The 21,918-nt window shown below is 46.4% G+C and carries 20 protein-coding genes and 2 pseudogenes; 10 read left to right on the forward strand and 12 right to left on the reverse strand.

Going from position 1 to position 21,918, the window contains the following annotated elements; genetic code table 11:
• Positions 1-77 precede the first annotated feature (77 nt).
• On the forward strand, positions 78-713 hold the full coding sequence (gene udk / locus ACTJKB_RS22170) for a uridine kinase (protein WP_440836540.1): 636 nt from the start codon (positions 78-80) through the stop codon (positions 711-713).
• A gap of 129 nt (positions 714-842) precedes the next feature.
• Here the strand turns inward: udk and ACTJKB_RS22175 are convergent, their stop codons facing one another.
• From ACTJKB_RS22175 to ACTJKB_RS22200, 6 genes and pseudogenes are all read right to left on the reverse strand, one after another.
• On the reverse strand, positions 843-4,364 hold the full coding sequence (locus ACTJKB_RS22175; protein ID WP_440836541.1) for an OmpL47-type beta-barrel domain-containing protein: 3,522 nt from the start codon (positions 4,362-4,364) through the stop codon (positions 843-845).
• Between the two features lie 372 nt (positions 4,365-4,736).
• Positions 4,737-5,660, reverse strand: coding sequence for a hypothetical protein (locus ACTJKB_RS22180; protein WP_440836543.1), 924 nt, complete (start codon positions 5,658-5,660; stop codon positions 4,737-4,739).
• Between the two features lie 33 nt (positions 5,661-5,693).
• Complete coding sequence (pyrH, locus tag ACTJKB_RS22185; protein WP_440836544.1) at positions 5,694-6,431, reverse strand: UMP kinase; 738 nt, start codon at positions 6,429-6,431, stop codon at positions 5,694-5,696.
• A gap of 238 nt (positions 6,432-6,669) precedes the next feature.
• Positions 6,670-6,747, reverse strand: a pseudogene (locus ACTJKB_RS22190) (hypothetical protein); the annotation flags it as partial.
• Positions 6,748-7,010: 263 nt separating this feature from the next.
• Positions 7,011-7,631: an NUDIX domain-containing protein gene (locus tag ACTJKB_RS22195; RefSeq protein WP_440836545.1), complete on the reverse strand. Its 621-nt coding sequence runs from the start codon at positions 7,629-7,631 to the stop codon at positions 7,011-7,013.
• Between the two features lie 433 nt (positions 7,632-8,064).
• A complete protein-coding gene (locus ACTJKB_RS22200; RefSeq protein ID WP_440836546.1) occupies positions 8,065-8,778 on the reverse strand; it encodes a DNA-binding protein in 714 nt (237 codons plus the stop codon).
• Between the two features lie 308 nt (positions 8,779-9,086).
• Here ACTJKB_RS22200 and ACTJKB_RS22205 point away from each other — a divergent pair, with 308 nt between their 5' ends.
• The gene (locus ACTJKB_RS22205; protein WP_440836547.1) at positions 9,087-9,344 is read left to right on the forward strand and encodes a helix-turn-helix domain-containing protein; all 258 of its coding nucleotides are present in this window, start codon (positions 9,087-9,089) and stop codon (positions 9,342-9,344) included.
• A 243-nt stretch (positions 9,345-9,587) separates the two neighbouring features.
• Here ACTJKB_RS22205 and ACTJKB_RS22210 read toward each other — a convergent pair.
• The 5 genes and pseudogenes from ACTJKB_RS22210 to ACTJKB_RS22230 all read right to left on the reverse strand — a co-directional run.
• Positions 9,588-9,754, reverse strand: a pseudogene (locus tag ACTJKB_RS22210) (transposase); the annotation flags it as partial.
• A 58-nt stretch (positions 9,755-9,812) separates the two neighbouring features.
• Positions 9,813-10,562, reverse strand: coding sequence for a hypothetical protein (locus ACTJKB_RS22215; RefSeq protein WP_440836548.1), 750 nt, complete (start codon positions 10,560-10,562; stop codon positions 9,813-9,815).
• A 21-nt stretch (positions 10,563-10,583) separates the two neighbouring features.
• Positions 10,584-10,877, reverse strand: a complete 294-nt coding sequence (locus ACTJKB_RS22220; RefSeq protein WP_440836666.1) for an AlkZ-related protein — start codon at positions 10,875-10,877, stop codon at positions 10,584-10,586.
• Between the two features lie 76 nt (positions 10,878-10,953).
• Entirely contained in the window at positions 10,954-11,823 is an 870-nt protein-coding gene (locus tag ACTJKB_RS22225) for a hypothetical protein (protein WP_440836549.1), read from the reverse strand.
• Between the two features lie 254 nt (positions 11,824-12,077).
• Complete coding sequence (locus ACTJKB_RS22230) at positions 12,078-12,779, reverse strand: hypothetical protein (RefSeq protein ID WP_440836550.1); 702 nt, start codon at positions 12,777-12,779, stop codon at positions 12,078-12,080.
• Positions 12,780-13,469: 690 nt separating this feature from the next.
• Here ACTJKB_RS22230 and ACTJKB_RS22235 point away from each other — a divergent pair.
• The 8 genes from ACTJKB_RS22235 (at position 13,470) to ACTJKB_RS22270 (ending at position 21,384) form a co-directional block, all read left to right on the forward strand.
• Complete coding sequence (locus ACTJKB_RS22235) at positions 13,470-14,327, forward strand: carbohydrate ABC transporter permease (protein ID WP_440836667.1); 858 nt, start codon at positions 13,470-13,472, stop codon at positions 14,325-14,327.
• Positions 14,324-15,202: a carbohydrate ABC transporter permease gene (locus tag ACTJKB_RS22240; protein WP_440836551.1), complete on the forward strand. Its 879-nt coding sequence runs from the start codon at positions 14,324-14,326 to the stop codon at positions 15,200-15,202. Before ACTJKB_RS22235 ends, ACTJKB_RS22240 begins: the two co-directional genes overlap by 4 nt.
• Positions 15,203-15,256: 54 nt before the next feature.
• Entirely contained in the window at positions 15,257-16,642 is a 1,386-nt protein-coding gene (locus ACTJKB_RS22245) for an ABC transporter substrate-binding protein (RefSeq protein ID WP_440836552.1), read from the forward strand.
• Positions 16,643-16,729: 87 nt separating this feature from the next.
• Positions 16,730-17,719, forward strand: a complete 990-nt coding sequence (locus ACTJKB_RS22250; RefSeq protein WP_440836553.1) for a LacI family DNA-binding transcriptional regulator — start codon at positions 16,730-16,732, stop codon at positions 17,717-17,719.
• A 209-nt stretch (positions 17,720-17,928) separates the two neighbouring features.
• Positions 17,929-18,924 carry an N-acetylglucosamine kinase gene (locus tag ACTJKB_RS22255; protein ID WP_440836554.1) on the forward strand — a complete coding sequence of 332 codons (996 nt, stop codon included), beginning with the start codon at positions 17,929-17,931 and terminating at the stop codon, positions 18,922-18,924.
• A gap of 6 nt (positions 18,925-18,930) precedes the next feature.
• The gene (locus ACTJKB_RS22260) at positions 18,931-20,265 is read left to right on the forward strand and encodes a 6-phospho-beta-glucosidase (protein WP_440836555.1); all 1,335 of its coding nucleotides are present in this window, start codon (positions 18,931-18,933) and stop codon (positions 20,263-20,265) included.
• Positions 20,266-20,389: 124 nt separating this feature from the next.
• Entirely contained in the window at positions 20,390-20,842 is a 453-nt protein-coding gene (locus tag ACTJKB_RS22265; RefSeq protein ID WP_440836556.1) for a MarR family winged helix-turn-helix transcriptional regulator, read from the forward strand.
• A gap of 23 nt (positions 20,843-20,865) precedes the next feature.
• Positions 20,866-21,384, forward strand: a complete 519-nt coding sequence (locus ACTJKB_RS22270) for a GNAT family N-acetyltransferase (RefSeq protein ID WP_440836557.1) — start codon at positions 20,866-20,868, stop codon at positions 21,382-21,384.
• An 86-nt stretch (positions 21,385-21,470) separates the two neighbouring features.
• Here ACTJKB_RS22270 and ACTJKB_RS22275 read toward each other — a convergent pair whose 3' ends face one another.
• Complete coding sequence (locus ACTJKB_RS22275) at positions 21,471-21,896, reverse strand: MaoC family dehydratase (protein ID WP_440836558.1); 426 nt, start codon at positions 21,894-21,896, stop codon at positions 21,471-21,473.
• Positions 21,897-21,918: the final 22 nt, after the last annotated feature.

The following is a 21,918-nucleotide window of genomic DNA, read 5'->3' on the forward strand; positions in this document are numbered from 1 at the left end:
AGGTGAAATTAATGCATCGCTGTGCTACAATATTGGAATTGCAAAGGCAATCGCTTAGGGAGGTTTATTACAACACCATGCTCATTATTGGTATCGCCGGCGGGACCGGCTCCGGCAAAACGACGGTAGCACGCTCCGTCATTGACCGTTTGGGAACAGACAAAGTGACGTTCATATCTCAGGATAACTACTATAAAGACCATTCTTACCTCAGCTTCGAGGAACGCGGAGCGATCAATTATGATCACCCGCTTGCCTTTGATACGGAGCTGCTGATCGAGCATTTAGATTGCCTCCAAGCCGGACAGGCTGCTTATGCCCCGGTGTATGATTTTACGATTCACGCCCGCTCTACCGACAAGACCGTTGAACTGCTGCCGAACAACATCGTTATCGTAGAGGGTCTGCATGTGCTCTCCGATGAGAAGCTCCGCGGGCAGCTGAATATTAAGGTTTTTGTCGATACCGACCCGGATGTGCGCATCCTCCGCCGTGTACTGCGGGATATCGAGGAACGCGGACGGACGATCCGTTCCATCCATACCCAGTATCTAACCACAGTCAAACCGATGCATGAAGCATTCATCGAGCCGTCCAAGAAATACGCCGACCTAATCATCCCTGAAGGCGGGCAGAATGAAGTAGGCATCCAGCTGCTGTCCGTACTTACAGAGAAGTATCTGTCAGGCGACCATCAGTGGACCATGAAGTAAAAGTTGAAGATTGTACAGGCCGCCGGGAGCTCCCGGCGGCCTTTTTGTATAAAACGAGATTTCACCTTACATATGTTACGGACAGACCTGCTTTTTCCATATTGAACCGGATGCAGAACTTCTTATTGGTTATTCAGCATTCTGATTGTTATTATTTACGGATTGATCATGAGGCACTCTGACGGTTACGGAAGAAGTCTCTTTATTCCCTGCTTTGTCGGTTATCGTATACGTAATTGTGTAGATACGGCCCACTGCTTTATCCTTCCCTTTTTCGGCGCGTAAACTAAAGGATGTGGCTGCTGTTCCTACACTGGCTTGAATGTCGCCTTGACCACTGTCCGGTTCATTGATCGTAATGGAGGTTAATATTACCGATTCAACCCCTGATGTAGCATCACCCGGATTCAATGCAGCGTGAATCGTCACCATTTTATGATTGGCCGGCCATAGGGTTGTTGTATCCAATTGGACGGTTAGCGCTGGCGCCGTCTTGTCTATCTTCAATTCGAGGGTTTTGATGGGTTCGACATTGCCTGCCTGGTCCGTGCTGCGATAGCCTACGGTATAAATCCCTTCACCAAAGGCGGGAATAGATCCTGTATAAGGGGTCCAATCTCCGTTATTGATCTGGTATTCTGTTTTCGACACACCGGATACATTGTCGCTTGCCGCTAAGCTTACAGTAACCTCCGATGTATACCATCCGGATTCTGCAGGACTCGCGGAGCCCAAGCTGGCTGTGGTGACTGGCGCGGTATGATCCAGCTTAAACGTCTGGGTCTTTGGGTATTCGGCCCCTCCGGCCGCATCCGTTGAATAATAGGCTACGGAATATTGCCCATCCTCATTAAATGTAACCGGACCGGTGTAGGTGCTCCATGCCGTTCCATTATCAACGCTGTACACCGCGCCGGTTACAGTACCTCCTGCTTCAGCCGCAGTAAGAGTCATCGACACCGGGCTAATATACCAGCCCTGCTCCCCATCCGGTAATGCCGGTGAGAATGCAGCCGTCGTGACCGGTGTTTTCTTTTCCACTGCCAGCCACGCCAGTACAGGATCACTGCCGCTGACCTTGCTTACGCTGATTTGTACATTCTGAGCTTTAGCCAGCGTAAATTCTATCTTCTCTTGATCGGCTAGGGTTGCTTTGTTGATGGTAAAGCTCTTAGAAGCAAGTACGCTGCCGCTGGCATCCTTGGCTGAGAAGGTCATGCCGCGGGTTGCTCCCCACCATTCCTTATAGCCCGAAACCAATGTGTAGGTTCCAGGGTCCAAATGAACGGAGTAATTGATGCTCTTATTGGAGTAGGCCCACCAGCCGCTATCGTAAATGCTGCTGGTACTGGTGTGATACCCAATGTCAGTACCGATTTTACCAGTGTAGCCCCATTGTCCGTTGTATGCCTGATCAGACACTGTGTTTACCAGCTGTCCGCCCAATTTAGCCTTAGCCGCGTTATAAAAAGCGGAATTACCCTGGGAACCCCCGCTAATGAAGTAGGTTAATCCCGCATTTACCACATCAACCGTGGCACTCACTTGATATCCGGGCAATGTGCCCGTAATCTTCACAGATGTATACGGACTAAAGGCCACACCAGCCGTATTCCAAATGACCGGCACCGTAACCGTATTCCCCGCAGCATTCACCGCTTGAAGTGTTGCCGGAAGGCCAGAGGCTCCGTCCCCCGTGGTCACCGCATATTCCGTAGGACTGCTTACAGAGACAATGACGTTCGGGTCGATGATATCAAAGTCTTTGGTCATTACACCGCTTGGTTCCATGCCCTCTGCGTAGGCGACCGCCTTGAGAATCGTGTGGCCTAGCGTCAAAGTGACCGGAGTGGTATAGAGCGTACTGTGATTTGTAGGTTCTGTACCATCAGTCGTGTAATAGATCTTGGCTCCGACGGCCTTACTAGAAAGTGTTATGGTCTGATCTGAAGTGTACCTGCCGCCTTCTTCGCTTGCTGCCGGCAGCGTAGCAATCGGCCTCGTGAGGTTGTTAGCATACACCTGGACCTCAAGCATGCCGTTCTCCCAACTGGCTGTGGAATTGCCATTGTGTGCATTAATGACGGAGGTGACATAGAGCCGCACATACCGGTATTTCCCCCCCAGTGTATTGCTTTTGAAGCCCGTCATTTTATTTTGGGTCTCATCCGCCAGGATTGTCCAGTTCTTGTTGTCATTGCTGCCTTGTACCGTATAGTCGTAATAGGCTTCGGAACCATTGAATTGCTTGAAGCTGATATCCACGCGGGAAAGATCGAATATCTCCTGCAAATCAATTGTTACTGCGTATGGGACCTTATTTTGCTGATAGTACAGTGTACCCGCCGACCATGTATCCGCCTCATCGTAGGAACCATCGTTAATGTACTTCAGCAATTTGCCGGAAACGACATTATCTTCACCTTCTACCGGTTTGCCTTGCGAAACATTGGATACATCCGGGAAATGAAATGCTCCGGTCACAGGGTCGAGGGACCACCCCGGTGTATAGCTCATGGTCATGGTGTGTGTGGTACTGTCGATGTTCAAGGGCAGCCACACATAAGCGGAGGTGCCTAGAGCTTCGGGATTCCAGCGGTCGCCCATGTATACATTTTGCCTGCTGCCATCTGCCGCAACAATCTCCATAATGTTGGTGGGCTGGCTGTAGAAGGTGGTGTTGTTGCCCACGGGCTGGAGAGCCGACCATCCGCTTGGATTACTGATATCGGTGGTGAAGGAATACATAGCCTGATTCGGATACCAGCCTGACTGACTGGAAGTGATGATATAGTAGACGCCATTAGCTTTGATCATGGCAGGCGCTTCCCTTCTGCCGCCGCTAAACAGCAGATAGGAGTTTTGCCAGTCAACATTCGTACTGTTCTCAGTAAGCTTGTATACGCGCATGTTCTGCCAATCCTGTGTGCTGATCAGGTAAGCTTCGCCGGTGCCGGGATCCTGATAGACGGTGAAATCGCGGGAGCCATAACCCCATTTGCCGTCGGTTCCCGTATAGGACTCGTCTTTTTCATTAGGGTCCCCTACATAGCCCACACCCGGACGGAAATTATGAAGTACGGTGTAATGGCCGTCCACTGAACCTGCGGAAGCAATCAGAATATGGGAATTTCCATAGCTGGTCCCGTTTTCCCAGTGGGCGAACAGAACGAACTTCCCGCTGGCCTGATCATAAATCAGCTTCGGACGCTCCATATTGAACTGCTGGGTCTGGGGGCTGATGAGCCCGGGTGTCGTAGCCGTGGTATATCCAGGGTTTGTCGTATTGGACAGGATCGTAGACACAAATTCCCAGTTGAGAAGATCCTTCGATCTGTACAGATTAATGCCTGTAGTATTGTGGGAATTGCTGGATTTATTCTCTCCGACCCAATAATACCAGCCGCCCTGCTGCACGAAACCTCCGCCGTGGGCCTGGATAGAGTTTCCGGCACTGTCATTCCACGCCGCACCAACCGGAACACTTGTATAGAGACCCGCAGGTGGTGTACCGTTGACGGTCAGTTCACTTGCCGTTCCGAAAGTGGCAGCGCTTACAGTAGCAGACATTGCAGGAATCATTCCAATAATAAGGATTAGGCCAAAGAAACCTGCCAGAATGCGTTTCATTCCAATGTGTTTCTTGTTCATTTCTACAGCTCATCTCCTTTTTTCAACTGCTGTTAAAATAACAAGGCACTTCAAATACGTCCTGCGGCTACATCTTCCTCCTCCCCGGAATTAGGTGACGACACGTCTTCTCCGTGAATTGTAAGCCCTTTCTCAGGCATGCGTATAGTGAATTATTTAAACTTTTAGGGACATTCCATGTTTTTTGGTGGATGCAAACACTTTTGAACGATAATAATTCATAGGTTTCATATATCCTCCAAAAAAACTTGCCTCTACTTATGATACGGCTCACCGCGCTAGCTGTAACGGCAAGTTAAAGGCCATCCCGCAGAGGGTGGCCTTCTCTATTAGACTCACTCTATTCAACTATCGTTTTCCGTTAGAACGTAATCAGAAAGCATTTTCCCTTATTTCATTGAGTTCCTCTGCGCTAAACAATTCTGCCTGGTACAGATTGAAAAACTCCTCCGATACACTTTGGTCAAAAATAAGCATATCATCTGAATTTATCGTTACCCTTATGCCATGGTCGTACAAAATTTTTATAGGATGTGTTTGATAGTTCTCTACTCTTGAGAGCAGGATATTGCTTGTTGGGCAAATGTTCAATTGTATGTGATGGTCTGATAACCATCTCATCACTTGGGGAGAACGTGCAGCGGCGATTCCATGCTGTATTTGATCCAATTCCAATTCTTCAGCCGCTTGTCTGACCAGTTGAGCCGTTCCAAATTCACCGACATGTGCCTTAAGAATCAATCCTTTATCCTTCGCCTTTCGAAAAATCTTCTTGAATGCGGGGACAGCAAATTCATCACCGAATATGTCCATAGATTTGAAATAATTAAGCTCTAGGAACTGATCCATCTTTTCGGAGGTCTCATGCATCGGTGTATGTGTTAGAAATGCGATCTCCGGGACAAAAGTAACCTCAGGAGCAACTCTCCGATGGATGTCCTGTATTGCTTGTATCCATTTTTCAGGGGAGTTATCAAACAAAGCTTCTTCACCAATGGTTACACTCATATGAAGTAAGTGAATCCCATCCAATTTCGCCTGAGCAAAGGCAGCTTCTATACGCTTTTCATAACCAAGCCGACCCATTAACAAAGGTTTTATGTGCATGGCGTTCCACTGATTCATATCATGAAGATCTGCAAACTTAGGGCACTCAGGTATCTTTACACCGCACCAATCCTCAATATATCTCTTATTTCCGCCCCTGGTGATATGATTGTGTAAATCAGCTTTGAGTACTTTTCTCATTTCAGCCAAGCTGTTTTGCTGTAAAGCCGCTATAAACTGATCTTTCATGAGTTACTCGCCCCCCCTTTAGTGAAATACCTCCTATTCCATTTCTAAAACTGATTTACCACTAATGATCGTACCGTTATTTTTTCCTTCACAAATCTCTTTCATTGAGCCTGGCTTGTCAAAGTTGAACACATGCATTGGCAGATTGTAGTCTCTAGCTAAGATGAAAGCTGACTGATCCATTACCTTTAAGTTATGTTGTAAAACATCGTTGTAGTGAAGGGATCTGAACTTCCTTGCATCTTTATCGCACTTAGGATCTGCATTTAGAACACCATCAACACCTTGCTTTGCAACTAAAAGAGCTTCACAATTAACTTCGATTGCTCTTTGAACAGAAGGATAGTCTGTTGTAACGTAGGGTTGCCCGTTTCCTCCTGCAAAAATTACAATGTAGCCCTTTTCCAAATGGTGAACTGCTCTTAGTCTGATGTATGGTTCAGCAACTGATGTAGTAGGTATTGCTGTCATTACACGAACTTCTTTGTTTGTTTTAGCTTTAAGAACGCCACGAAGCATCAAGCTATTGATAACAGTTGCGAGCGTCCCAATGTTGTCAGCTTCTGCTCTTTCTATTCCCCAGCTTTCCGCCATACTACCACGGAAAATGTTCCCACCGCCTATAACTAATGATACCTCAACGCCTAGATTCACAACTGACATAATTTCGTTAGCAATATGATCCAACCTTTCAGGCTCAAAACCAAATTCCGTGTTTCCAGCGACTGCTCCACCACTTAGTTTAATAAGAACTCTTTTGTACCTTGTCAACTTTTACACCTCCGCAAATAAAAAACACTAAAGCAATGAATGCTTTAGTGTTTTAATGGAACGAGAATATGAAATTGTAACAGTTGACAGAATATAAATCTTCCGTTTCGCCCTCATATCCCCACCCCTTCCAGTAATTTTTCATCAACTAATTCTATACTCTATTGAAGCAATATTCAACTACCGTAGGATTGCCCCGTTGGAGGCTATGACCTGCTTATAATCCCAGCAGATCAACGCCGTCTTCTTCAACCGTATCCACGACGCCGAACCCGTTCTCTACAATAAACAACGGCTTCTGATAACGACCGTATAATATGTATGCATGGCATAGCGCCAGTTGGTGGAGAAATATGCAGCAAAAGACAAACCTTGTTGACGTTACATACTCCGAGGACATTCAGGACAAGGTGTTGTGGAGAGCTACGGCAGATTTTGACCTTCACGAAGTTCGCCCTATTTATGATACGGTTCACCGCGATGTATCAAGTAAAAAGTACAATTTGGCCACAAAATATACATCAATATATAAAGACAAAGCCACTCCTAACGAAAGAGTGGTTTCTTTGGATGTTGTTATTATAGGAGAAAGGTATATTTCAATTCATTTGAAACGTATTTTATCCATTCGTTTTGCGGTGATACTATCTCAGGTAACTTGTTAATTGGAGACCAAAACAATTTAAAAGTATGATTATCCGCTTCCTGCTCCCACTCTTTAAGTTCACTTTTTGTGTGTAAATGATAAAAATGTCTTTCGACCGTTGATGCTAATTGTGTTTCCTCCACCCAACCTGTTATTTGATAAGTAATGTAGTTTGGCTCTGGATATTTATCTCCTTCAATATAGGAGATTTGTACAAACTTTTCGTGCTTGCGTTCGTGTTTGACAGTAATACCCCTTCTAATCTCAGCCCAATGTGAACTTGATGAGTCTGGTCTTGAATAGACCTTTGCTTTTTGAAAAACGATGTATTTATCTCCCGAAAAGTTCAACTCTTGTTTTCCTATGTAATTACATGAAAGAAATTCATTTAGCCCAGTTTCTTCAAAGGCTTCACGTAAGGCAGACTGTTTGAAATCCTCATTTATCTCAACCGTCCCTGCTGGAAATTGAATACCTGCATTTGGATGCTGAATTAGAAGGAGTTCAATATTGTCCTTTTTTCCCCTAGTAATAAAGCACGTGACTTTTCCCATTACATGAGGTTTTATCATTATTCCCCCCACAAATTATATTCTTTCAACCCTTCTCACAGTACCATATATTGGAACACCTTTCTATATCGTATCGTCCCAAAATTATAGATACCCTCGTCTAAGTGACAACATTGATGAAATTCATAAGGATAGTAGACCCTGAGAAGCAGAAGGATTTACTTCATGCTATCATTAGTAAAATTACAGTGAACACAGGTAATAAGCCTGAAAAAGGAGCGTCAAGGAAATTGAATTGTTCTTTGACGCTTCCATTAAGAACAACTTTGTGCTTACTTGTGATACGGTTCTCCGCGCTGTCTGTAACGGCAAGTTTTTAGGCCATCCTTTGGCCTATTTCTGCAGGTAGTACCTCGCCCTTAAAAGCGACTATGCACGCATCATTTTCATGAATGGAACGGCGAACCGCCTTGGGTCACCGTTCCTTAATCATCCCCTGAACCTCCCTCACCTGCTCTGCCGTCGCCCAATCCCGCAGCAATTCGAAAAGCGCAAGACTTCTTGTAAAATAACTGTCATTCCCCGACCGATGAGCAAGCCTTAAGGCTTGCAGTACCTGCTCCAGTGCCTCCTCCGTTCTTCCCGCCCGCTTCTGGTACAACGCCAGATGATGGCTGAAGCGGTAATAGTGCGCCAAATTGCCCTCATCCTCATATGTACCAAATTCAGCCGTCTGCTCCGCAAACGTCTCCAGCAGCTCGTCCACATTGAGTCCATGCCGCAGCGCGGCCCGCAGAATTGTATCCAGCCCCGGTAGCACTTCTTCGGGATTCTCCCACAAAAAGTCGGTATAGGCAGCCAGCACCTCCACACGGCCAGACAGCAACTCCAGCGTATACCTGTTCGCTTGGGCCAGAAATCGGAACTCCTCTACAACCTCCAGCCCATCCTCACCCAGATCCTCCAGCCATCCCAGCTCGGCATACTTATCAATGCACGCCCGGGATTCCTCATACTGTCCCTTCTCCTGGCAAGCCATTCCCCGCATCAGATGACTGAACCCGTAGTAGTAGACCATTGGATGCTCCAGCTCGAATGTCTGCAGCGGCAAGGACTTAGCCTTCCTATACTGCTGCTCCTGGTACAAGCACTGCACGCATTCGCACAAAATCTCCGCCGTCTCAATCACCTTGTTCTACTTCTCCAGGCGGCAAACCATCTCTAACATCTCCACAATAACATCCGGGTTGAGTGATTTTAGGAAGGATGGGCGCACGGGTAGAGCCTCCTTTGGGCTAAAAGAATATTTTTGCTTTTTGAGGGTACGTTATTTGTGCGATATATTTGCAGGTCAAGTAACTTGGGATGATTGAGAGTCTGCTATAGGGCTTTCATAAACAACTTCATAAATTGTATATATTTTACTTTTTGTTGAATACTTTATCTGTTGTGGCCATTATATCAGATTGATAATGGACTTAAAAGGGGTGAATTTCCTTGAGCGATCCGTCCAATATCATTAAGCAAATTATCGGTAAAACCGTGAAAGCAATACGTATCACACGAGGCTTAAGCCAAGAAGATCTAGCGCATGAATGCAATGTCGACCGATCCTATATTTCCATGATTGAGGTTGGCAGAAACGAGCCTTCCGTCACAAAAATTTTCGACCTCTGCAAAGGTCTAAAAATCAAGCCGTCCGACTTTTTTAAACTGGTTGAGGTGGAATATGAGAAAGCACAGGAGAATGAGTGAATGTGAATAAGAGCGGGACATAAGGCCGGTGGCCTGTGTTCCGCTCTTATAACGACGACTTTGCCTCTACTTTCAACGCGATGGCTGAAGGGGCAAGTTATCTTGTAAATCAAAAGGCGACTTATAATAATCAATTACCTCAGAGTATCGAGAAATCCAGGTCGCAGGCCTTTGGTTTCTTTTAATGTTCCGGCAGATGTAAAATCGCGAAAACGAGAGGGTTATCCCTGTTTCCAGGCGATCCAAGTGAATTTGCAACTTCTTCTTATTCTGCACGACTACCGTTCTCAGTGCCTGTTCCTGAAGTTTGCGAGTCCGCGCAATCGGCAATAGCGAAACCTACGGAGCTCTTTTGCATCCGCGAAGCTTCGCTCTATCGTCTCTTTTTGTTTGCGGTACAGCTGTTTCCCGAAGGTAAAAAAACCAGTGAACACAATGTTGTAAATATCTCCAATTTTATTATCTGGATCACAATTTATTGAACTCAATACATAATTTATAGTAAGCACTGGATATTTGATCCATCACATATTTATTACTTACAAATGCACTCTTTATATTTATTAGGTATAAGCATCTTAAATAAAAAGCAAAACATCTGTATTCCTCAAACTTCACTTCAATACTTTCTCCATCGCCTCTCCCCCAAATTGCCTTCATAACTGGCTCCCTACCTCTCTCAAGGCTGAACGTGAAATATGTTTCGATTTTTCCTTCAGCATCGTCTGTAAATAAGTTCTTTTCATCCCACGATAACACAATTATTGCTGTTTCAAGGTTAGAAATAAACGCTGAGACAAGATCAAAATAAAGATCTAGTTCCGCAATCTGAGGTATTGAATATTCATGCTCCATTTTATTTCTTATCGCATTTAACTTTGTTAAAGACTTTGAATTAAAGATACCGATAGCTCCTAATAGCTCAAGCTTTTTTTCAAACTTCAAATTCCTTTTTTTTATCACATCATAGAGTGTTAAGGTATGATAAAAGGTATCGATTTGACAATCCACCGCTCTCTTTAAGTTAGATACACAATTAATAAGAGATTCTGTTGTTCCAACAAGGAGTTGATTCTCAGCAAAATTCAAGTAATCTCTTGCATATAAATCATGCTCAGGCACATTAAAACTTGATCCCCAAGAAGCATCGTCCTTAAGCACTTCTAAGTACTTCTCCAAGAATATATATAATTTATTGATTTTATTAAATTCATCCACTAATAACACTCCAAATCAAATTTAGTTATAATTTTTCCACAAATCATATCGAAGATGACACTGGCCTTCCGGGAAGGGGAGCTTTCCATGCTCACTAAGGACATCATAGATATGATGTGACATTTTTGAAATTAAACCATTTTTGAATCTTTCATCTACCGTTTTGTTGGAAGTTTGGATGGTCCTAAATAGAGGGAATAAATGCGTATGAATAAAGGAGGCTTTCGTACCAAAAAACTTACCATATGCAGCAACACCCTCTTGGACAATTCGAATTCGCCATAGCCATCTCCCTCTACCAGTGGAGAAGCCCAGCCTTCGTACATAATTCTAATAAAATGTGGGTATAAAAAATAATACCCACTTATTGCAAAGTGGGCTTTAAGTTACTTTAATTTTTAAAAATTTTATCAAGTACCTTTTCAAAATTTTCAGTCACTTGTGGTAACTTTGTTGAAAGAGTTTCAACTTTTGCAAATGTTTCAAGCGTAAATAGTTTTTTCAATCCTGACAGAACTAGCGCACCAAATGCTTTTATCTTACTCTTTTTAGGAATATCACTTTCAATAGTTTCTTCAAGATCATTTAAGGACTCCACAATTTCGTCCTTCTCTTCGTTTGGAACACTACCAAGTAATTCTTTAATCTCAGTTATAATACTTCTTAACTCTTCAATATCAACATTACTATTTCCAATGTTTTGAATTCCCGTAGAGTTATCTAGGTTCTGTTGAAAGCCCGTAACCGATCCTTGAAAAATATTATTTACTCTTGCCCCATTGTCCATATCAACAACCTTCCTCCCGATAAAATCTTTAATCCTGTGCGCCAAATTATCTAAATCGAACATATCTCCAGCCATGTTACATATTTCAGAGTCAATTGACTCTACTTTACTAAAGTTAGCTTCACCATATTCTTTATCCCTATAACTAGACCAAACCTTTTTTGCATCGCTGAATATTTCCTGTGCAGTCGTTGCTAACTTTATTAAAATCTTAAAGTGATATTCTTTAATTTCCGTATGTATCCCTTCGATAACTTCCCTTATATCGGATTTTGCAGTATCAAAAAATTTGACAGCGTAAGCACAAATCGAGCGAAAATCAAAGTCAACTTGCTTCCAATAGCCATTTTGAATGAGTTCAGCACTAATCTTATTTATTACTTTTACACTCTCTTCTAAAGAATTATTCCATTCCTCTAAATCTATTGATATATCTGTTAGAGACTGATGAGAGTAGTCAGTTAAACCAACCATTAATCCCCGTACCAACTAAATCACCTTCCTTATATACAATGCTATTTACGTAAATTATGATTTGAGGACTTTTTAGTTCATTAGCAGATATCATAAAAATTAGCGTTCGTGCTTATTACGAAACCTCAACTCTCGCAGAGCTATAAATGATTCAGGATGGGCTGAGTGTAATTTAGCAATCTTGACGAAATATAGAAAACACCTCTTGGTTAGGCAACCCAACATTACCACACTTATGTAGCACCGAGTTGCTTTTAAAGATAATCATTTTTGTTTTTATCATAGCTTTCAAATATCTTTAAAAAGTAATTACTTTTCAAGATATCTAATTGATTGAACCTTTTCATATTTATATAATTCTTTTTTGCATTTTCCTTGGAGAAATCACCAACATAATATCCTATACACTCTTCGATACTTGGTATAGCAAGCACCATCTCCTTTGAATTTAAACAACAATTATCTTCATTATAGAAAAAAGAGAGGTTAATCCGATAAATAGCTGGCATTTTGGGATCACCCAAAGTATTTGCAAGTTTAATTTTAAATCTGTCTACTCCGTTTGGGGGGATTTCTTGAGATATTGGGTGAATTTTGTTCTCTAATCCCGATAGTAATACATCATATGTATATGACGACTCTACTCTACTAAACTGAGTTATTTGTGGATCAATCATCTCATAAAATTCAGATATATTAAAAGAGATTTCCTTTAAAAAAGCTACTTCAGCACCAATGTTTCTAAGTTTAATATCTAACTCTGGAAATCTTCCTTTTTCATCTATAGCAATATCAACAATTCTAATATCAGCTTTTTTTCTGAATATGTCTTTAAATTCTTCGGTGTTTATAATACTAGGATCAATATTTTGTGTCCCTTTTGCGGTATCGAATGTTTGTTGCAATCCAATAACCGGAGCATTAAAAACATTTGTCACCTGCTTATTATTTTTCATACCATTTCTCTCCTTGCATAGTTTTCTTTTCAATAAACGATCCGATCGAATTATTTAAATATTACCATAAATATCCTGTATAGGTAACTACATATTAACTATAAAACTTCCCGCATTATCCCTTGTATTCAGGATGACCCTTGCCTCTATTTATGATACGGTTCACCGTAACGCAATTACAAGGTGAATAGAATCCTGTTCAACCAGGACTCTATTTGGATACGTCAATTCCATTGAACTGAACAGTTCCGCCTTGATCGCCGTTGTAAATGACAAGAAACTGGCCCCTCCCCGCCAAATCGGCGGAGGGGCTTTTGTTTTCCGCAAGCCAAATCTCCCCTCTAGGTACCGCATCGCCCTTTCCGATATGTCACATTACTTCACACAAATACTCATAACCCCGGCAGACCAAACCGAAAATCCAACCGAAAATTCTTTCTAGCGTTATATTTCTTTACTGGTAGCGCTTTATTCGATGAATTGGGGGTTGATTATTTCCAGGCCATCCTCTATGATAATCTCATCAGGTTATTTATAAGTTTAAGCGGTTAAACTTTATAAATAATTCTTCCTTTATTAATCCATATTACAACGTTTATTTATCATAAAAGTTAAAGCGCTTATACTTTTTAAACAAGAAAGGCTGGTGTGTAAGTGATTAAGAGTGAAAGCCGGCGGCAGACCTTCTACATGTATATGTTCATTTCCCCGTGGTTAATCGGTTTTCTGGTGTTTGCCTTGTACCCTATTCTTTCGTCGCTGTATTACAGCTTCACGGACTATGACATCATCCACCCGCCGAGATTCATCGGACTTGCCAACTACACAGAGATGTTTCACAACGAGTTGTTCTGGAAATCGGTCACGGTCACCCTGAGGTACACCTTCATCAGTGTGCCAATACAGCTGCTGCTCGGTCTTGGCTTCGCCCTCCTGCTGCACCAGACGATCCCGCTGCGCGGATTCTTCCGCACCGCGATGTATTTTCCCAGCATGGTGTCCGGGGTGGCGATGTCACTCCTGTGGTACTGGATCTTTAACCCGCAGATCGGCCTTTTCAACTACATGCTCTCCTGGTTCGGCATCCATGGCCCGGCCTGGCTGATGAATCCCGACACGGCGCTGTATGCACTAATTATCATGTCCTTCTGGACTGCCGGTTCAGGAATGATCCTCTTCCTCGCCGGGCTGCAGGGCGTCCCTGCCAGTCTGATCGAAGCCGCCAACCTGGATGGGGCCGGGCGTTTCAGGATTTTTCTGAATATCACCCTGCCGATGATCTCGCCGGTACTGCTGTTCCAGCTCATTATGGGCCTGATTGATTCGTTCCAGGTCTTCACCCAAGCCTTCGTCATGACACAGGGCGGTCCTAACTACTCTACCTGGTTCTATGTCTACAATCTGTACACCAGCGCCTTCAAGGAATACCGTGCCGGCTACTCCTCCGCACTGGCATGGGTGCTGCTGATCGTTGTTATGGTGTTCACCGCTATCATTATGAAGTTGTCGAACCGTTATGTGCACTATGAAGGAGGCGGACGCCGATGAGCATCGTCAAAACAGCCAACCACCGTGCACCCGCTTCTGCGCACCGCCGGAGGGTCGATCCCGTAAAGGCAGCCAGCTTCATCACCTTACTGATTACCACCTTTCTTATGCTGCTGCCGCTGTTCTTCATGGTCTCCACCTCACTGAAATCGAAGCGGGAGATGCTGAAGTTCCCGCCGACCTTTCTGCCGGAGAACTGGGCGTGGAGCAACTACCGTGAGATTTTTGACACGCTGCATTTCGGTACCCTGTACAAGAACAGTCTGACCATCGCTGTGCTGACTGTCATCGGCACCCTGATCTCCTCGGCGCTGGTCGCCTACGGGTTCGCCCGGTTCAGGGGCAGAGGCAACCAATTCCTGTTCATCCTGCTGCTCAGCACCATGATGCTGCCGTATCCGGCGATTATGATCCCGCAGTTCGTGCTGTTCTCCCACATGAACTGGATCGACACCTTCCTTCCGCTGATCGTGCCCGCATTCTTCGGTTCGGCCTACAACATCTTCCTGCTACGGCAATTCTTCTCCACGCTGCCCGAGGAATTGTTCGATGCCGGCCGGATCGACGGCTGCGGTGAGCTGCGGATGTGGTGGACGATCGCCCTGCCGCTGTCCGCTCCGGCACTGGCAACCGTTGCAATCTTTGCTTTTATCTACAGCTGGAATGACCTGCTTACACCTGTGCTCTACTTAAGCTCATCGGAGAAATTCACCCTGCCGGTCGGCATGGCCTCACTCACCTCGTCGCGCTTCCGCATCCCGCCGTGGCACCTCTTGATGGTCGCTTCCGTACTGGCGATGCTTCCCATTGTGACCTTGTTCGCGGTCGCCCAGAAGCAGTTCGTGGAAGGTATTGTTCTGACCGGCATCAAGTAATCCCCGCCCTATCCGGCGGTCCAATACGACTTGAAATGATGGAGGGATTAGCTGATGAACACACGTAACCGAAAAACATCCTCGCTGCTGCTGGCAGCAGGGCTAACTGTAATGGCGGCCTTATCCGGCTGCAGCGGAGGCAAATCAGCAGGCAATGTGGCTGCAGGAAATAACGGCGCGCCAAATGGCGGCAACACAGAAGAACAAGTAACCATCACCCACTACACCATTGATTCCGAGGACCGCACGTTTATCGAGAAGCTGATTCCCGATTTTGAGAAGGAGCATCCGAATATCCGGGTCAAGGTGGAAAAAGCGCCTTACGAGCAGTTCGACAGCAAGCTGCAGACCCTGATCGCCGGGGGCAAATCGCCTGATGTCACAAGCCATTACGGATATGGCGGTTTTGCCGAGTATTACAACAAGGGCATGCTGCTGGATTTGACCGATCTGATTAAGGAAGTGGGATTTAAGCCGGAGGATTATCACATTCCTGACAATCTCATGAAAATCTACACCGTCAAGGACCGCACCTACGGCATCCCGGTCAATATGTATGTCACCCTGATGCTGTACAACAAAGATATGTTCGATGCCGCGAAGCTCTCCTACCCTCCAAGTGACTATGAGGACAAAAGCTGGACCTTTGACAAAATGGTTGAAAAGGCCAAGCAAATGACCGTCGTCTCTGACGACATTGCCAAAACGCAGTACGGCGTGGACTTCACCTGGTCCGAGCGCGATATGCGGCCGCTGTATTTCGGAGCTGAACCCTATTCTGAAGATACCTGGACGAACGGCGGCGTGCCTTCCGAGACCCATTTTGACTCCCCCAAGGTGATTGCCGCTTACCAAAAACTGTTCGATCTGATATTCAAGGACAAAGTCTCTCCCACCTCCGAGTGGAGCAAAAGCGTGGCCGGACAGAACGGCGACCCCTTCGTTGCAGGTAAAATCGGCATGTCCATCGGCGGCTCCTGGAACCTGGCGGGAGCGAATGATTTTCCATTCAAAATCGGCGTAGCCGCCGTCCCTTGGGGAGGCAACGAGAAGGTGCGCAGTACGCTGTTCGTCGATCCGCTGCTGATTCTGAAGGATTCCAAGCATCCGAAGGAAGCTTTTGAATGGATCAAGTATCTGATGACCACCGAAGTCCAGGAGAAATCCATCGAGCTGAGCGGCGGCAATCCTCCGGTCAACACGGAAGCTGCGGAAGAATATTATAAGCATTTTGACGGCATTGATCCGGCGGATGTGAAGAAGGTCTACGAGGGTGCAGTCAAATACGGCTTCGAATCCTATAACCATCTGATCACCAACTACTCGCAGATCAACGACATGTTCATCAACGAGCTGCAGCCGGTCGAGACCGGACATCAGACACTCGAGGAGGTTATGCCGGTGATTCAGAAGAAAGTGACCGAGATTATTAAGAGATAAATCCCTGCCTTTAGCGGATATGCGGCAAGCCCTGTATACTGTAGGCAGGGAATAGATTCGGAAAATCCGCCGCAAGGAGCGTTTGAGATGAAAGTGAGTATTTTTGATGTAGCCAAAAAATCCGGGTTATCCGTGGTAACGGTCTCCCGGGTCATTAACGGGGCGGGCTCGGTGCGCGAGAAGAACCGCCAAAAAGTGCTGGACGCGATCAAAGAGCTGGATTACCGCCCCAATGCGGCGGCCCGCAGCCTGGCCAGCGGCAAGACCGGAATCATCGGTCTGATTGTAACGACCCTGCAGGATTCCTTCTTCGATGCAGTGGTCAAAGAGCTGAATGAGGTGCTGGCGCTGCACGGCTATTTTCTGGCCATCTCCATATCTACGGGTATCGCCTCGGACGAGAACCACTATCTGATCCAGGAGGACCGGGTGGACGGCCTGATTCTGCTCTCGCCGATGGAGGAGGACAACTATATTGTGGAGCTGAAACGGCGCGGCATCCCCTACGTGCTGATCGATAATCAGCAGCCGGAAAATGACAGCTATTCGATTACTATTGATAACGTAAAAGGCGGCTATGCCGCCGCCCGCCACCTGCTGGAGCTGGGACATACCTCTATCGCCCATCTCTGCGGACATGAGATGTTCCGCAGTACCAAGGAACGGCGCGCCGGCTTCCTGAAGGCCCTGAAGGAACAAGGGCTGGAACCCTTTGAGATTGTTCACGGTGATTTTGAAATTGCCAAAGGCTACGATATTGCGAAACGCTGGCTGTCCGAGGGCAAGCTGCCCACCGCCGTATTTACGGGAGATGACAACATCGCCCTTGGCGTGATCAATGCCCTGATGGAAGCCGGGGTGCGCGTGCCTGAAGAGGTAGCTGTTGTCGGCTATGACGACCACTACATTGCTTCCCAGCTTCGCCCGCATCTGACAACCCTGCGCCAGCCGGCAGACAAGATCGGGATAGCCGCTGCCGACATGCTGCTGAAACGCATGAATGGGACGATGAAACGCGGCGCCAATGTAAGGATTGATCCGGAATTAATTGTACGTGAATCTACTTTATCCAAGTAGAGCCGTACTGTCCGGCAGCTAAGTATAGGATGACGAAGTAACTCAGGATGTGAAAGCTCACAAAACTTAGACTATGCTTTCGAGGCGAGTTTTGTACGAAGTGACTCAAGCTGTGAAAGCTTACAAAACTTTAGCGTATGCTTTCGAGGAGAGTTTTGCGGAGTATATATCAAGGATGCGTGGCTACAAAACTTTAGGAGTGACGACCATTGGCTTACTATTTGGGCATCGATGGCGGAGGAAGCAAAACCTACGCTCTGCTCTGCGATGAGCATGGCAATGTGCTTGGCAAGGGCAGGAGCGGCAATGGGAACCATCAGATGGGAGCCCGTCAGGCCGCGGCCAGCATCCGTGAGGCGGCGTTCGCGGCGCTTGCGGAAGCAGGACTCCGGCTTGGCGAGGTTAAGCATGCTTATCTGGGTCTGGCCGGTGCTGACCGCAAGACGGATTACGACATCCTCCATCCGATGATCCGCAGCATCGGATTTACGAATTATACGATCAGCGGCGACCCGATGATCGGCCTGCGTGCCGGTACGAAACGCCCTTACGGCGTTGCCCTCATCTGCGGCACCGGCACGAATGCCGCCGGGCGGAGCCGTGAGGGCCGGCACTATCAATGCGGCGGCTTTGATTATATGTACGGCGATTTCGGCGGCGGCGGAGCGCTGAACATCGAAGTATTCCGCACCGTACTCCGGGCCTGGGACGGGCGGGAAGCGCCTACACTTCTCACAGAGCCGCTGCTTCAGCTGCTCGGCTATACGCATGTCGGAGAGATGTTCGATGACTTCCTCGATCATGGAAAGTCCGTGCCCCTGGACGCCGCCCGCCTGCTGTTCCCGGCAGCAGCCGAAGGTGATGCCGCAGCGCTTGCGATCCTGAACCGCCAAGGCGTGGAGCTGGGCAAGGCGGCTGCGGCCGTGATTCACAGGCTGGGCATGGAGAACGAGACCTTTGACGTAGTGCTCGCCGGAAGCCTGCTTACCCGGGGGGACCGGGGCTGGATCACTGGCCCGATTGAGCATGCGGTGCACAGCGCAGCTCCGAACGCTTCCGTGGTCACCTTAACCACAGAACCTGTCGTCGGTGCTGTGTGGTCAGCACTCGAAGAAGACGGTATTCCTGTAAACAACGATATTTATGAGAAAATGCGTGTATTTCAAGAGTTCGAAGCAATCCCCATCACAACCAGACAGGAGTGATTAATCTTGGCAACTAACCAAGGCCTTAAGATCGCCGTCATCGGCGGCGGATCTTCCTATACCCCGGAACTCGTCGAAGGCTTCATTCTTCATCACAAGGAGCTTCCGGTCCGCGAGCTATGGCTTGTGGATATTGAACCCGGCCTGCACAAGCTGAATATCGTCGGCAGTCTGGCCAAACGCATGGTAGAGAAATCCGGGCTTCCAATCGAGGTCCACCTCACCACCGACCGCCGCAAAGCGATTGAAGGCGCCGATTTCGTCAGCACACAGATTCGTGTCGGCATGCTGGATGCCCGCGCCCGTGACGAGTCGATCCCGCTGAAGTATGGAGTAATCGGCCAGGAAACGACCGGCCCGGGCGGAATGCTGAAGGCACTGCGTACCATCCCGGTTATCCTGGATATCTGCCGGGATATCGAGGAGCTGGCCCCGAACGCCTGGCTGCTGAATTTCACCAATCCGGCCGGAATGGTTACCGAAGCAGTGCTGCGGTATTCGAACGTCAAGAGTGTGGGGCTGTGCAATGCACCCATCGGCTTGATCAAGCAGGTATCGGCCAAATACAATGCCGCCCCTGACCGGATCTATGCCGAGTTCGTCGGGCTGAATCATCTGCACTGGATTACCCGCATTGATGTCGAAGGAGAAGACAAACTGGATGACATGCTGGCCGACACCGCCGGCTACAGCGCGAAGAATGTTCCAGCGAGGGAGTGGAATCCTGAGTTCCTGCAATCTTTGCAGGCACTGCCCTCTTACTATCTGAAATATTTCTATATGACCGATGCCATGCTCGCAGAGCAGCAGGAATCCTTCAAGCAAGGCGGCAACCGCGCCGAGGTTGTCAAACACGTAGAGGAGGAACTGTTCGCCATCTACGCCAATCCGGAGCTGAGCGAGAAGCCAAAGCAGCTGGAGCAGCGCGGCGGAGCCTTTTATTCCGAGGCTGCGGTCAATCTGATGCGTTCCCTGCACAACGGCACGAACGACATCCAGACACTGAATGTGGCGAACCGCGGCGTCCTGGACTTCCTGCCGGAGGATGCGAGCATTGAGGTCAACTGTGTGGTGACCAAGACCGGCCCCCTGCCGCTGCCGCTGACCAAGATCCCTCCGATGGCCAAGGGACTGATCCATGCCGTCAAAACCTACGAGCAGCTGGCCATTGATGCCGCTGTCACCGGGGACCGCAGCCTGGCGATTCAGGCGCTCGCGCATCATCCGCTTGTGCCTTCCGTAGAGGTGGCCATTGCCATGCTGGACGAAATGCTGGAAGCGAACAAAGCATACTTGCCGAACTTTTTTGCCAAAGAGACTGCCGGGACACCGGGACAATAAACGGAGATATCAAAAAGAGACTGCCTTTCAAATTAGGGCAGGCTCTTTTTGTTGTAAATGCAACAATAATAATGTATTATTTCTTACATCGTTTGAAAAATACATGAGTAGCGGAGTGGCAATTATGAAAGAAATTTTACGTGAGGTTGGAATGATTGCCAGAGCATTGGATTCTGTAAGTAATATAGAATTCAAAAAGTATGACCTTACAAAAGGGCAGTATTTGTATCTCGTGCGAATATGTGAAAATCCGGGAATGATTCAAGAAAAGCTGGCGGAAATGATAAAGGTAGACCGGACAACTGCGGCTCGTGCGATAAAGAAACTGGAGATTAACGGATTTATTAAGAAGACTGATGATCCCGTTAATCAAAAAATTAAAAAACTATTTCCTACAGAGAAAGGGATGACTGTGTACCCTTTTATTAAAAGGGAAAACGATTATTCCAATAAGGTCGCACTATCCGGATTCTCCGAAAGTGAAATGGATACGGTTTTCGACCTGCTGCAAAGAGTCAGAAAAAATGTAGAAAAAGACTGGGAGTTTGTAAAAAAGGGGAACCAGAGAACTTATTGATTTCTTAAAAGGAGGCACCTAAAATGACTATAACTATACAAAAGTGCACATTAGAAGATCTAGGATTACTTCAAGATATTAGTGTTGAAACATTTAAGGAGACATTTGAGGATCAAAATTCACCTGAGCATATGAAGGCCTACTTGGAAAAAGCGTTTAACGCAGTGCAATTGGAAAAGGAATTATTAACTATCTCTTCGGAATTCTATTTTATTCATTCCAACGGGGAACTTGCCGGGTATTTAAAGGTCAACACTAATGAGGCTCAATCTGAAATCATGGATAATCTTTCGCTTGAGATTGAGAGGATTTATATCCGCAAAAAATTCCATAAGCAGGGACTTGGAAGCTATCTGATGAGCAAAGCTATAGACATAGCAAAAGAACAGAATAAAGAGAAGATCTGGCTCGGGGTATGGGAAAAAAATGAGCGCGCCATTACCTTTTATCAAAAAATAGGGTTTGTTCAAACCGGAGCCCACTCTTTCTATATGGGTGATGATGAACAAATCGATCTGATAATGACCAAGACACTCCAATAGCATTCTTCTGAAAAGATATTCAGGCTAGAGGATATCCCTTATCCGTTGCAGGAGTCAGGGATACCTTTTGTTGGGGGATGTATAAGTTACTGCTTAACCAGCACGGTTAAATCACCTTCAAAAACCTTCTCATCGTTGTGGTTGAACGTTGACAGCAATACAGTAACGCTCCCCGTGTCATTCTTCTTCTCTTTCAGTTCGGTCACTTCAACAAGGGTATACAACTCATCCTCCGGATACACCGGCTTAGTAAATTTAAGATTATTCATAGCGGTTCCAGCAATAACATCATCACCATAACTCCCCGTTTCCACCCAAAGTTTGAATGAGACAGCCATGGTTTGTATACCTGATGCAATAATTCCATTAAATCTTCCTTGCTTCGCCTTCTCTTCATCCAAATGCATATATTGAGGGTCAAACTCCGCTGCAAATCTCGTAATACTCTCTTTAGTCATTCTGATGGACTTGGTTCTGAAGACTTGCCCGACAAAAAATTCATTAAATCTCATTCATCGCACCTCTTATATAAGT

It is taken from the genome of Paenibacillus sp. 22594 (assembly GCF_052044425.1).
Taxonomy (GTDB): Bacteria; Bacillota; Bacilli; order Paenibacillales; family Paenibacillaceae; genus Paenibacillus_AQ.